The 13,005-nt window shown below is 44.6% G+C and carries 13 protein-coding genes; 2 read left to right on the forward strand and 11 right to left on the reverse strand.

Features of this window, described 5'->3' with window-relative positions; genetic code table 11:
- Positions 1 to 1,224, reverse strand: a complete 1,224-nt coding sequence (locus E0698_RS19140; protein ID WP_149093972.1) for a Ger(x)C family spore germination protein — start codon at positions 1,222 to 1,224, stop codon at positions 1 to 3.
- A complete protein-coding gene (locus E0698_RS19145) occupies positions 1,205 to 2,734 on the reverse strand; it encodes a spore germination protein (RefSeq protein WP_192512593.1) in 1,530 nt (509 codons plus the stop codon). Before E0698_RS19145 ends, E0698_RS19140 begins: the two co-directional genes overlap by 20 nt.
- A 120-nt stretch (positions 2,735 to 2,854) precedes the next feature.
- On the opposite strand from E0698_RS19145, the gene E0698_RS19150 reads away from it, so the two are divergent.
- Positions 2,855 to 4,024, forward strand: coding sequence for a GerAB/ArcD/ProY family transporter (locus E0698_RS19150; RefSeq protein WP_223264124.1), 1,170 nt, complete (start codon positions 2,855 to 2,857; stop codon positions 4,022 to 4,024).
- A 124-nt stretch (positions 4,025 to 4,148) separates the two neighbouring features.
- Here the strand turns inward: E0698_RS19150 and E0698_RS19155 are convergent, their stop codons facing one another.
- The 4 genes from E0698_RS19155 to E0698_RS19165 form a co-directional block, all read right to left on the reverse strand.
- Positions 4,149 to 4,634 carry a hypothetical protein gene (locus E0698_RS19155; protein ID WP_238354073.1) on the reverse strand — a complete coding sequence of 162 codons (486 nt, stop codon included), beginning with the start codon at positions 4,632 to 4,634 and terminating at the stop codon, positions 4,149 to 4,151.
- Positions 4,635 to 4,713: 79 nt separating this feature from the next.
- Positions 4,714 to 4,878 carry a hypothetical protein gene (locus E0698_RS27045; protein WP_238354068.1) on the reverse strand — a complete coding sequence of 55 codons (165 nt, stop codon included), beginning with the start codon at positions 4,876 to 4,878 and terminating at the stop codon, positions 4,714 to 4,716.
- Positions 4,879 to 5,229: 351 nt separating this feature from the next.
- Positions 5,230 to 5,562 carry a chaperone CsaA gene (gene csaA, locus E0698_RS19160; protein ID WP_134914086.1) on the reverse strand — a complete coding sequence of 111 codons (333 nt, stop codon included), beginning with the start codon at positions 5,560 to 5,562 and terminating at the stop codon, positions 5,230 to 5,232.
- A gap of 57 nt (positions 5,563 to 5,619) precedes the next feature.
- The gene (locus E0698_RS19165) at positions 5,620 to 6,525 is read right to left on the reverse strand and encodes an EamA family transporter (RefSeq protein ID WP_192512594.1); all 906 of its coding nucleotides are present in this window, start codon (positions 6,523 to 6,525) and stop codon (positions 5,620 to 5,622) included.
- 155 nt (positions 6,526 to 6,680) lie between these two features.
- Here E0698_RS19165 and E0698_RS19170 point away from each other — a divergent pair, with 155 nt between their 5' ends.
- Positions 6,681 to 7,577: an AraC family transcriptional regulator gene (locus tag E0698_RS19170; RefSeq protein ID WP_192512595.1), complete on the forward strand. Its 897-nt coding sequence runs from the start codon at positions 6,681 to 6,683 to the stop codon at positions 7,575 to 7,577.
- A 794-nt stretch (positions 7,578 to 8,371) separates the two neighbouring features.
- Here the strand turns inward: E0698_RS19170 and E0698_RS19175 are convergent.
- The 5 genes from E0698_RS19175 to E0698_RS19195 all read right to left on the reverse strand — a co-directional run bounded on the left by E0698_RS19175 (position 8,372) and on the right by E0698_RS19195 (position 13,001).
- Positions 8,372 to 9,493, reverse strand: a complete 1,122-nt coding sequence (locus E0698_RS19175; RefSeq protein WP_192512596.1) for an acyltransferase family protein — start codon at positions 9,491 to 9,493, stop codon at positions 8,372 to 8,374.
- A gap of 78 nt (positions 9,494 to 9,571) precedes the next feature.
- Positions 9,572 to 10,192 carry a malonate decarboxylase holo-ACP synthase gene (locus E0698_RS19180; protein WP_192512597.1) on the reverse strand — a complete coding sequence of 207 codons (621 nt, stop codon included), beginning with the start codon at positions 10,190 to 10,192 and terminating at the stop codon, positions 9,572 to 9,574.
- Positions 10,186 to 11,859, reverse strand: coding sequence for a biotin-independent malonate decarboxylase subunit beta (gene mdcD, locus E0698_RS19185; RefSeq protein WP_192512598.1), 1,674 nt, complete (start codon positions 11,857 to 11,859; stop codon positions 10,186 to 10,188). The genes E0698_RS19180 and mdcD overlap by 7 nt, the downstream gene beginning before the upstream one ends.
- Positions 11,849 to 12,148: a malonate decarboxylase subunit delta gene (locus tag E0698_RS19190; RefSeq protein ID WP_192512599.1), complete on the reverse strand. Its 300-nt coding sequence runs from the start codon at positions 12,146 to 12,148 to the stop codon at positions 11,849 to 11,851. Before E0698_RS19190 ends, mdcD begins: the two co-directional genes overlap by 11 nt.
- A 28-nt stretch (positions 12,149 to 12,176) precedes the next feature.
- The gene (locus E0698_RS19195; protein ID WP_192512632.1) at positions 12,177 to 13,001 is read right to left on the reverse strand and encodes a triphosphoribosyl-dephospho-CoA synthase; all 825 of its coding nucleotides are present in this window, start codon (positions 12,999 to 13,001) and stop codon (positions 12,177 to 12,179) included.
- Positions 13,002 to 13,005 lie beyond the last annotated feature (4 nt).

The raw sequence follows: 13,005 nt of genomic DNA on the forward strand, positions 1-13,005 counted from the left end.
TCACTCCTTGATATCTTCAATAAAAGATTTGTCTGTAATGCCAATTCGGTTAATCGACACGCTGGCTTGGTAATGGATAGGTAGCGATTTTAGGTAATTGTCCCCTTTTTCCTGTTGTAGCCTAGCCCAAGCTTGGGGGTTGGCACGGTAGATCAACTGTCCAAAGCCCATAATATCAACATTATAGCGCTCACTAATTTGCTTAACTGCAGTTTTCATCCGCAAGATAATTCGTTCTTCCGATTTCCTTTCCAGCTCTGTAATCACGCGCTCTGCCTCCAGATTATCTTTGCTCATTACCTCTTCCACATTACACAAGGCCTTTACATGGATGTAAATATGGGGTTCGCCGTCAATCATCTTGACTTTACGTTTGGTCTCTGTATGTAGTGCTTCAATGACGATGGGCCGTCCGTCGTCTCCTGTTACAGGACCTGAGCTTTTGACAACGTTATTGGTGATATAATTGTAGCCGATCGTCTCGTTATCGCTTAACCACCCGATCATCTTATCCTTCCGAAATACGGCTACATTACTGTAATGTAATCTGGCTGTGGGCGAGCTATCTTCCACATTGCCCTTATTTTCGCCCTCACTAACACTGCCGGACATCTTCACTCCGGTCAACACCGGGTTAATCCCCTCGTACAGCAAATCTTCAATAAATTTGTTCAAAGAAACAGCGACTGTTTTTGCTGATGACTTATATGATTTGTCCAGGGAATTATACAATTTACTTGCCGGCAATCTCTCTAGCGGGGTAAGGACCTTCAGGACATCTTCGGCAGTGGTGTCTTTGGCGACCATAGCGTAGAAGTCATTACGCGGCTCTCGGCTCCGCTTCAGCATATCAAGTGCCTCGCCAATTCCGGCCCGGGCAAGCTCCTCTCCGATCACCAGTATACGTATATGTCCATAGTAGCCAGCTCTCGCACTCTCGAGACTGTACTTGCGCTGGGCTTCATAAATCGTGGGGACCGTGAAGGTAGATACAATCACCGGCACCCCGGGCCCTCCCGTCCCTCCTGCCGCCTGCGAGGCAATTGCTGAAGGAATAACTACCTGCAGTGTAACCTTATAGCCAGATTCAGCCTTATCTAGCCCCATTCCCAGCACAAAGGCCATTTCATTTAACTCCTGTCTTTCCCAGCACCCGCTGAGCAGCATAGGGACCAAAAGGGCAAGCAGCAGTCGCGGAACAGTTTTACGGTTTTTTGGGCTCATCTGCCGACTCCTTTCGCCTGTTTGTGCTTTGACGGTCAAGGTTTTGAATCATACTATCTGCTGGCCTTGTCTTTAAAAGCGGCCAAGGAAAACGGAAGATGGAATCCTTCAGATCATTTGAACGGTATGGCCCGATCGGGCTCATATAGGGCATGCCGAAAGAACGCAGACCCGCTAAATGCAGCACAATCAAAAAGACACCGAATAGTATTCCGTATAGTCCAATAAAGCCAGCTAGCCCGATAAGAACAAAGCGAATGATTCTTGCAGCGATCGACATGCCTGTCTCTGGTATGACAAAACTGGATATGGCCGTAATAGATACAATGATAACCATTGCTGATGAGATAAAGCCCGCTGCAACCGCCGCCTGGCCTATTACAAGTGTTCCAACAATGGATATCGCCTGTCCTATATTTTTCGGAATCCTCACTCCCGCCTCCCGCAGAATCTCATACGTTAATTCCATGAGCATCGCCTCCACAAATGCGGGAAAAGGAACGTTTTCCCTCTGTGCAGCAAGGCTAATAACCAGATTGGTAGGGATCATCTCCTGATGATAAGTCGTAACCGCCACATAAAAAGAAGGGGCAAGCAACGTAATGAAAAAGGAAAGAAAACGGATAAACCGCAGCAAGGTGGCAATATCGGCCCGCTGATAATAATCTTCGGCAGATTGAAAAAAGGCGACAAAAAAGGTAGGCACCAACAGGACAAATGGTGTTCCATCCACAAGAATCGCCACTTTGCCTTCTAGGATTCCCGCTGCGATGGTATCCGGCCGGTCGCTGTTATAGATCGTGGGGAACGGCGTAGCAGCCGTATCTTGAATAAACTCCTCAATATATCCGCTCTCCAGGATACTGTCCGTATCTATTTTGGCCAATCTGCGCTTCACCTCCTGCACCAGGTCAGGATTTGCGATGTTGGCGAGATACATAATGGATACACTGGTTTGAGTCACCTTACCAATTTGGAAGGTTTCTAGCCATAGCTGGCTATCTTTAATTTTCCTCCGGATCAGCGCCGTGTTTGTCCGCATATTTTCCGTGAACCCTTCCATCGGCCCACGTACAACTGATTGTGAGCTTGGTTCGCCTACATTGCGGTCCTCCCATCCAGGCAGTCCGATCCGTAGGGCGCTGGATGTTCCGTCAACTAGCACCATGATATTACCGGATAACAGCTCATGAACAAATTGCCCAAGGTCACGGGTGACAGACAGATCCCCCGCAATCAGCATACGTTTTTGCAAAAGTTCAATCTTCTGATTGGCATCAAGATCTCTCATCTGATCAGGGGTACAGCGTTCCTGAAGCGAAAATAATATGGAGTTATGCAGAACCTGTGTATCCACTAGACCATCAATATAAAGCAAAGCGATATGCGTAGACTCATCCAATTCCAGCTTTTTAGTGATAAAGTCCGTGCTTGTCCCGAGCAGTTGAACCAACTGTACCAAATTGTCCTCCAAGCGGTGTGATAATGTGCCAGTAATTGTATCCTTCATGTCACAACCTCCGCATTCCGTGAGCAAACTAAAAATAGTATGACATTAGAAGTTGATAATTATCCCCTTACCATTCCTTTTCGACTATCAATTATAATTATGTTATAAAATCACATACTAATGGAAATGACAAAAGAAAACTTGAGGGGCAGTTTGCAGCAGATTTGGAGGAATCTCATGAATCTTGAAAAAGACCGGATCAGTACGGCTCAAATGATAATGCTTGGGTTTTTCTCGCTCATCGGGGAAATGGCACTTGTTTATCCTGCGGCAATGACAACAGGAGCCCACGAGGACGCGTGGATTGCCGCCTTGATTAGTATTCCACTAGGACTTGCATGCGTAAAGCTGATGGTATCTACATCAAATATTGATCCAACTAAAACGATTATTGAGCTTTCATTACAAATATTAGGAAAATGGGTGGGTGGAGCTGTAGCGTTGAGTTATTTATTCTTTTTCCTGATCGCAGCCTCCACCTATGTCAGAGAAATGGAAGATTTCATGTGCACACAGATTTACGAAGGGACACCCGGCGGGGTCATTCGCTTCATGGCGATTTTTCTGCTGGTGTATGGCTTGCGGCTGGGTCTTGAAACGCTGGGCAGAGCAGCCCAGATTTTTTTTCCTTTCTTTGCGTTTTTTCTGATTTGCCTAATCGTTCTCCTGTTCCCCGATGTCCAGATAGAGCGTATCTATCCTATTTTGAATACACCGTTCCCTGACATGCTACACACCATTATGTTCGGCGTATTTTATCCCTTTGGAGAAATGTGCGTGTTCTTCATGGTGTATCCCTATGTCCAAAAACAAAGCAATACGAGCCGCAATATATTCATCTCCCTGTTGATCGGGGCTGTTGGACTCAACCTCATTTTGTTTCTCTCCCTAACAGTACTCGGGGCATATTTCTCAGAACACGAATTTTACGCTGCCTATATTCTTGCCCAGAGAATCAACATTGCTAATTTTCTGCAGCGGATTGAGGCTTTAATGGCCACCACGTGGATCATTAGCACGTATTTCAAAACAGCGCTTTTCTTTTACGCATTTGTTTTGGGGACAGCTCAGCTACTAAAGCTAAAATCCTATCGGCCATTGATCTTTCCAGTGGCGTTTCTGATTTACGGACTGTCGCATCTGATTGCAAAAAATATTATTTTCTACGTCAAGGAGATCCCAACCTACTGGGTAGATTGGGATCTCACCCATGCCTTCGCTTTCCCTCTAATTCTGCTCGTTGTTTATCATATCAGGAAACGTATCAGTCACAACAACCAGCTAACGTAACCCTCGGGGCAAAGAAGAAATGCCGTTAAAACAAAGCAGGTCTTAAGAAATTTCAACGAAAAATGAGGAAGACAACTGAAAATAATCCTTCATTGGCGTGAAGGATTATGGATAATTGTGGGAATTAAATGTGGTAGGGTTGGTCTTTATTAAGGATGGCGTAAACGTGATGGAGTAGCTTGTTGGCGCAAGCAATCACAACCACCTTGTAGGGCTTGCCCTCTTTTCTTTTCATATCATAATCCACTTCCGGTAATGTCGCGGAAATTTCCTCCATGGTTTCTTCCAGCCTACTTAATTGCTTCTGGAACTCAAGTAGGAGGGATACCATCCCCACAAGGGCCATGCTTTGCGTTATGCTCCTTTTATTATTGGCCCATTCAAGTAATGCTTGTCTCAACTGATTTGCCTTCTCTCCTACCCCATCTTTCGAATGAGACTTCCCGGTTTGTTCCTGAATGATAGATTCTACCTTTTCAAACTCGTCGTTCAGACAACTCTGCAGCACTCTAAGTGCAGTAGCTGAGAAGAGATTACTGAACACCTTCTCAAACGCGGGAAATACCTGATCCAGTAAAGCTCTCGAGTTTAGCTTTGCCTGAACATACATCGAGGTTATAAACTCATGTTGTCTTGTCACATGCTGTAGCTCGGTGTACAACTCGTCCCATGTACGATGTGGCGTTACATCACCCCGAGAGTACCTTCAATTCATCAAGCAATTCTCCCAATCGTTCAAAACCGCTCTCCTCGTGCGTAATACTCTCCAATATTCCGTAAGGTTCATTCCTTCCTAGAAAAGCCTGAACGACGCTGGCTCCTTTAGCTACATCTAATCCTACAACCGGCTCCATAACACACTCCCTAATTTTAAAGTTGCCGTCACTCCCACGATGGTTCCAAACCCATAGCTTCGCTTGTGATACGAGATCCCTGTCTCAACCAGCTCAAACATGGTCATTGGGGGCAGTGAGAGAACTGTTTTCACGACGGGGTTGACCCCAATAAAGTCCACGTTCTCTCGGCTACCGCCATCATATGACGCCTAAGAAAAAAGGCCAACCAGAAATCTCTGGTTGACCTAATAATACGAAATAAAGTCCTAGACTGCCGCTGTTTTATTGAACTATCGTTTCTCTTAGTTTCAATGTCTTGCCTTTGGTGAAGTTGTATATTTTTACGCTAATTAAAACAGGAACGATGTATCACCCAATTGGTGTTCCATCAGGTAGTTTAATATCTGGTTTCAATAGAACCACATCTCCCTTTTCGGGTATTCCTCCAAGGACTAATACCTCTGAATTAAAGCCTGCTATCCGTCGAGGAGGAAAGTTGACTACACCTATTATTTGTTTGCCTATAATATCTTCAGCCACATATCTTTTTGTAATTTGTGCACTCGAAGTTTTTATTCCGATATCTTGTCCAAAATCAATTTCAAGTTTAATAGCAGGTACTTTTGCTTCTGCAAAAAACTCAGCTTTAATTATTGTTCCAACACGAATATCGAGTTTCAAAAAATCATCAATCGTTGCCATTTAAACATTCTCCTCATCTATTGTTATCTTAAATTTCGCGAATAATCAGTTACAATGTTAATATTTTGCAACTGTAGTATACTTTAAAGATTTTGCCCAAAAATACATCCCCATACCGAATAAAGTCATGATTCCACCTATGAATTGAAATGCAGAAATTATTTCTCCCAAGAATAAGTAGGCGAGAATTATGGCAAGAACAGGCTCTCCAATAATACCAACTGAGACAGTAGTTGCACCCATTGATTTCAACAACAGATTAAAAATATATTGTCCAAAAATAGTTGGGATTACTGCAAGTAACAAGAAATACATCCAATCCGACGAGTCATATTCGATCAAGGAATAATTATTCAACAAATTGTAGACCAGCATGACGCTGCCACCAATAAAAAAAACAATAACACTATATAAATTTGCATTTATTTTGTGGCTTACTTTCTGTCCTGCCAACATATATGCTGAAACCAAGATTGTTCCTAATAAAGATAATCCATCTCCGATTAATGCCTCTCTCGAAATCCCTATGTCTCCCCAAGCTATAATGATTGAACCGACAAGAGCGGCGATCAAACAAAGAATGGTCAATATGTTTGCTCGTTCTCTGAACATAAAGTATGAACCCATCATTACAAATAAAGGCTGTAAGGATAAGATGACCATAGAGCTCGCAACTGAGGTATATACTAATGATTCCATCCAGAATAAGAAATATAACCCGAGAAAAAGACCAGCTATGAAAACGGTACTCCAATCTTTTTTGTTCATTTCTAAGGAACGGAACATTTTCCAAGGTACAAAAGGAAGCATTATTAGTACTGACATATACAATCTGTACATCCCAGCCACAGAGGTTGGAGTATCTGAGGATTTTATCATGATGGATGAGATAGAAACAGACAGTATGCTGATTAAAAGTAAAATATACGGATGAAACGGTAACGACGATTGATTTATTTTCACATGTACGCCTCCAAGATGTCTTATCCATCGCCTGTGCACAGGATTGTAATGATAAGCCGAAGATCTGGTATAATAATATCACCACTTTTATTTTATTTGTGTAACTATATCTTTAATTATATAGAAATATCGTCATCAGAAAGGACCTCGCTAAAATGGAAAAACAATTGCACGAGACCATTCTATATCCCGATGTTTCATTTCCATACATCATGTACACCCATACTATTCATGCAAGTAGTCCTGAAGGTAGAGGATTCAACGATTTACATTGGCATGAGGAACTACAAATCACTTTGGTTACCAAAGGAAAGCTAGTGATACAAGTTAACGGGATTGATCATGAATTAGAAACAGGTCAGGCCATTTTAATTAATAAAGGTGTTCTTCACGTTACTACACACCTTACACATAACGGTCAATATGTCAGTTTTAATTTCCCTGAGAAGCTGCTGGCCTTTTATGCAGATAGTGCGATGGAAAAAAACTATGTACTGCCTTATACAAACTCTCTCTTATTGTCATTAGTAATCAAAGGAGATGTTGAATGGCAAATTCAAATACTGCAAATGCTTTGGGATATGAAACAGAAATTTGATATGAAAAAAAAATGGGGCTGGGAATATGAGGTTTCCATCAAAACGGCACAATTATGGTTAGTCTTAATATCTAATATTTCGCTTTCTTCTGAGGAAGCACCTAAATACATGAAATTGCAACAAGAGAGGCTTCAATTGATGCTCAGCTTTATCCATCAAAACTACTCAAACAATATAACACTGCAAGAAATTGCTGATGTAGTACATCTGAGTGTGTCAGAGTGCAATCGTAGTTTTAAGAGAACAATCCATATGACACCTTACGATTATTTGATTAAATACCGCATCAAGAAAAGCAGTGAATTATTAATCTCAACACATTATACAATAACTGAAATAGCCTACAGAGTGGGCTTCAATAGTACAAATCACTTCATTCAATCTTTTAAAAAACATCATAAAAAAACACCTAAAGAATTCCGAAAATTTAGAAATGATGAAGTCATTGAATAAGGAATGAAGTAGCCGATGGAATGTTGGCACTTCGTTCAAAAAGGCAGCCGGTTTAACTGACCGGCCGCCTTCTCTAAAACCTCACCCTTAGTTTTCTATAACAAGCTCTACCCTCGTTAAACTATCCTGTACGTTCGTATTATGAGGTAACCATTTCATTCTGGTTGATCCTTTTTGCATTTGCTTTGAGGATTAAGTACAGTTAAATTGCAGGTGAAGATCGGCTCTTCTTTATCCAGTCTTGTCTGGACATTTACGGCCGTTCTGTGTTCGCTTACCATATTGGCTTGCGATGTGAGGAGCAAAGACGTCATTCGCACGCTTCAAATGGCCTTTTTTAAGCGACACGGGCTATTTTTAACCTGTGATTTGCTCTAACAATGGCCCTCAGTTTATTTCTCATGGGTTTGAAACTGCCTGTGAAATCTTCTGGTAATACCTTTATTTGCGAAGATTGCTCTTGAGCTGATTGCTGCTGATGGGTCTTCTTCATTCGTTGGATCATTGATCAACAAACAGATTTCTATGGAATTATACTTCCTGAAAAATATGCATACACAATTGTTAAAAATATAAAATTCTCTCGACCGAGCCTGAACCAGGGTCCGCGAAAGTGTATGTTCGTTCCGTATGAACACATTCAATATGAAATGGGAGGAACACAAAAAAGGTATCTCTTCAATCATCGAGATACCCTTTATGGTTGCCGTCTTATATATCAATAACTTAGATACACCCAAATTATAGCGTCATATACACGATGTTACGTGAATTATTTGTATTAAGCACCTATCTTAGTGATTAATGCTGTGTGCTCCTTTTTGTTTTAAGAATAACCGCTCACCCCATACCTTTAGCTGCGCAAAAGCATAAACGACGCCGAACGAGCATGCTAAAGTCGAAAGATAAACCAAGAGCAGCGCCACGAAGAAAGGAAGCTGGCCTATCAAATTACCGAACAAGCGCAGCACGATGACCAGAATGAACACGTTCGCTGTAAAGGCCCGATACGCGTAAGTAGAGAGCCATTTATAGTATGGAAGTGAACGGGAATTCAGGTTGATCAAATGTCTGGCCAGCATGTATATCAGGAAGATCACTAACAGACTGTACAAGGTCATGGACGGCTTCAGATAAATCAGATTTCCGAAGGACATATCCTCAAATCCAAAACTGAAAAACTCGCGATTTGTCCAAATGAGAATAAGCAGCATTACCGGAATGAGTATGAACTGAATCCGGCGAATCACTCCGTCAAACTGTTCCTTATATACCCAAGCGATTCCACCTAGTAAAGCATAAATAAAATAACTGACGAAAAAGCGGTCAAGGTAACGCAGACTAATCGCATATGCTCCTTGGAATACGAAGGTATCGTACATCCATAGCCACGCTCCGAAGATCACGAAGCTCACAATAAGCAGCGGAATGACCCGCTTAGGCTTAGCCAGGTATTTGTAGCAGATGAAAATAAGGACTGGCATCAGCAATTGAAATTGCAGCATCATCACGGTGTACCAATACTGTGATGATGCATTACCGAGCACAAATGACTCGATGAGCGTCCAGAATGATGTAACGTGCTGATTAGCCTGAATTTCGGGGAAGAAGATTAAGCCAGCCGATGCCCACAGTAAATAAGGAATCACGAGCTCACCGAATTTTTCCTTATAAAAATGGGATACCTTAGTATGCTGATTATTTTTCACCATCCCATATACGATGGCAAAAATAAAGACTGGTGCAGTATACTTCACTATATTGAAAATAACGCCTAATAAGGCTAGATCATCATTAGTGTGTGCATGCTTCAGAAACATTCCCAGAACGCTTTGCAAGACCGCTCCGCTGACGGCAAACACCTTTAAGATATCGCTCTCATTAATATTAATATTCCGCTCTTCAGTGTTTTCCATAATACGCACTTCCCCTTTGACAGCTTGCCTGAAGCCAAATGGTCGTGCATTCCTCCCTTTTGCCGTTGATTATAGCTCCTATTGCCAAGGATTACGGACGAGCTTGGGGCCCGAAGAAGTTCGCAGCACCACAGTGCTGGCCCGTCTCTCAAAAATTTCGTGCAGGACGTAGGCACCGTCTCTTGTCTCCAATTGAATATCAATTCGAACATCCAGATGCTCCAACTTGTGCACAAGTCTTTCAGCTGCAGCATAATCAATAACCTCCGAACCATCTAAAACAAGGTCAAGATCACTCGTTTCCTTCACAGTGTGGTCTTGCGTCACTATTTCGAACCCCGCACTTCCCACTGGTCCCCAGCGCCAATCCAGCATGAGTTCCGCTAATAAATCCATCACCTGCAGGACAGGCTGTTGCCGTCTTGTTGTAGATAAAGAGCTCCACATCTGACGCTCCGCTATCGCATAAGGAGACACGAGCTGGCATACGCCCTCCGGGTCAAGGAAGGCCGCTTCCCGTTGATTCCGCTCTGGCCCACGTATTCCGACGGGAATACAACCATTCGCTAACAGTTCAGCCCTACGAACGACTACAAAGGGGGCCCGCCTCAGCGAGGCGGTTACCCACTCCTTGTCTTCGTAGAAGGAGAGATATTTCAAATTGGACACTTCAATCAGATCATGTGGCCGAATTACCATTGCTCCAAAAGCGCTTTTCGAACGTTCCGAGTTGCCGTACGTCCGCCTGCCAGAGCTTCCTTCGTCTGTAAGCGGAAGCTAAGGTCACGAGGCGCTCCTTTCGTACTCTCAATGGCCTCGAAAATGGTCCGTTCCACAATGGCTACATCACTGTTCTGTGGATCGTCCGCATGGATCCCGCTCAGCAGCTGATATAGTGCTCCCAGAGTACTGTAGCTGCGCACATCGTAGGCCATGGCTGGGACTTTCTTGGTAGCTTCATCCAGCTCTGCAATCGTCCGCTTGGTGATTCGGGCAGCAGAAGCCTTGGACATGGCCTGGATGTTGACCTTGCTGTCATCCAGTGCGATCAAGCGATTCGATTGCAATCCATGTGCAAGGAACCCTCCAGAAATCGCGTTGCCAACGATTACACCGATGACTGGATGTCCTTCTAATCTAGCGGTTGCATAAGCGTCTGCGCTTGCTGCGAGAGCAAGACTAATACCGACCAATTCCTCCTTATAGCCATAGGCTTGACTCGGTACGTCGATGATAGCGATGATCGGACGTTTGATGGCTTGATGCTCATCCTGACGAATAGCGTCTCTGACGATTTGGGCCACTGTCCAAGCTTCGCGCATACCGACCTCGCCATTTCTGACACGCGGAAAACGGTTAGAGGCATCTGGAACAATCGCAATATATCTACACAATTGTCCATTCTTCTCCACATCAGTCGCTAGCACAGAAGGAACATCACTGATGGGGTGATTTATGCCCGTCAAATGTGAGAACCAGTAGTAACCTCTGCTATCCGAAGCGTCAGATGTACCTTCTCTTGCCAGCGGAACAGGCTGCTGTACTGGCTGGATCTGCTTGTAAAATTCACGATAGCGCTCAGGTGTCCAAAACTCTGTAGGATCAAGGTCGCTTAGCAGGGTCAGATAGAAATCGATTTGTTCGGTTCTAGCAGGCTTCGTAGGTGCCTTAAGTGCGTTATCAATCGCTTCGATAACTGCATCCGTCGTATCTTCCACCACTTCGTCAATCAATCCGGTATGGAAGCGCTGGTTGGCTCCGATTGTGTTCCAAATCAAGGCCTTATCGCTGGAATCGAACTCCATGACCCCTGCTTCCTGTTCGATTACCTCCGGCCCATTGAGGCCAAGACGCGCCTTCTTCGTAGCAAGCAAAGTGGTGAACAACTCAGCAGTAATGGACATTCCCCCGAATGCCCCTACGCGGCCTGGGATCAGCCCGATAACCGGAACGTATTTACGCAGACCGACGATCTGTGTCGCAATCTCCGAAATCGACAACAACCCATAGTTCGCTTCCTGTAGCCGAACACCCCCTGTATCGAAGATCATGATGGGATATAGTTTGTTTCCGCTCTTATTCGCCTCCAGTGCTAGTTCGAGCGCTCCGGAAATTTTGGCCCCGCTGACTTCTCCAATGCCCCCTCCTTGAAAAGCGCCTTCCATCGAAATGATCAAGACTTTCTGCTTGCGTATTTCGCCAAAAGCCAGAATGATTCCGTCATCGCTCTGAGGAACAATACCTTGCGGTTCAAGGTGCGGGGATTGGATTTTGTCTAACGGCCCAAGCAACTCCCTGAAAGTCCCCTCGTCCAGTAGCGCCCTGGCTCTCTCGCGTCCATTCAGCTCCACAAAACTATTCTGCATAGTCAAGCACCTCCAGCACTTGCGTAAATCTAAGCATTACTACCCCCGGAGTGGCTCCGAAGTCATGAACCGTAATATTGGCAGTAATCGGATAACGGGTAAAAAAACGTGTCAGCACATTCTCCCATACTTGTCCAAACCCTTCACTGCCTGTTAAAATGCTGACGTTGGTGGTCTGGCCCTCCACAGGCTCTACAATAATCTCCAAATCCCCCGAACCGACGACACCGATATGTGCCGGCTTACGGATGGGCTTCGTCGTTTGATATTGAAACTGTAATTTTTCCATCCTTCAGGAACACCTCCAAGTAAAAGTATCAATCGATGAGAAACAATGTGGCGGCTAGCAAGTCGGCGCTGCCTCCAGGTGAGAGCCGTCTAAATTTACAATGCTCGGACAATCGGTAAAACAGCTTTCTGCCCGACTGGGTTCTGAATCCGTCTGCAGCAAGGAAGGCACCGGACATTCGCTTGATCGTTATCAGGTCTGACCAATGGCCGCGATGTAGGATGCAGGTATCGTCCACACTTGCCATCAAAGCCAATAATGCCTCGATGCGTGCTTCCTCCTCCGTCTTGCCACAAGCTCTGGCGTGCAGCAAAGTGGGCAGGGCATTATCACGGATGTGCGGAAAACCGAGCCTCGCCTCTTCCTCTGCTCCCATTACCGCGTATCTCTTCTTCACCGATTGTCCATTCGTCTGCTGCACAGGGCGATACCGGTCATGGAACGACGCGATTCTTCCTGCAATGCTCATAATTTGTAATGGGTCCTGTTCTTCGGGCAAGGCTGCCCGTGCACTCACTAGAAGGCCAAGGGCCCAAATGCCCCCCTTATGTGTATTCACTCCATTGGTTGCACGGAGCATCACTTTCTCGCCATCTCTCCCGATTTGAGCAATTTTCTCGCGCAATGTCTGGTTCACCGGATGTTGGTAGGACACATTGGCTATTTCCCGAAATGTATTCTCCAATGATCTCGCGGATCCAAGCATCAAATCAATGGACATGTCGCTATGAGAGCCATTGTCCCTGGCATCCACAAGCCCAGGCTTGGGCGTAAGCAAAGCCTCTTCCATCAGTGCCTTTACAGCCTTGGCAGCCAGGGAAACCGCAAGAGCTGTATGTTTGGTCGCGAGCATGGCT

The organism is Paenibacillus sp. 23TSA30-6, from assembly GCF_014858585.1.
GTDB lineage: Bacteria > Bacillota > Bacilli > Paenibacillales > Paenibacillaceae > Paenibacillus.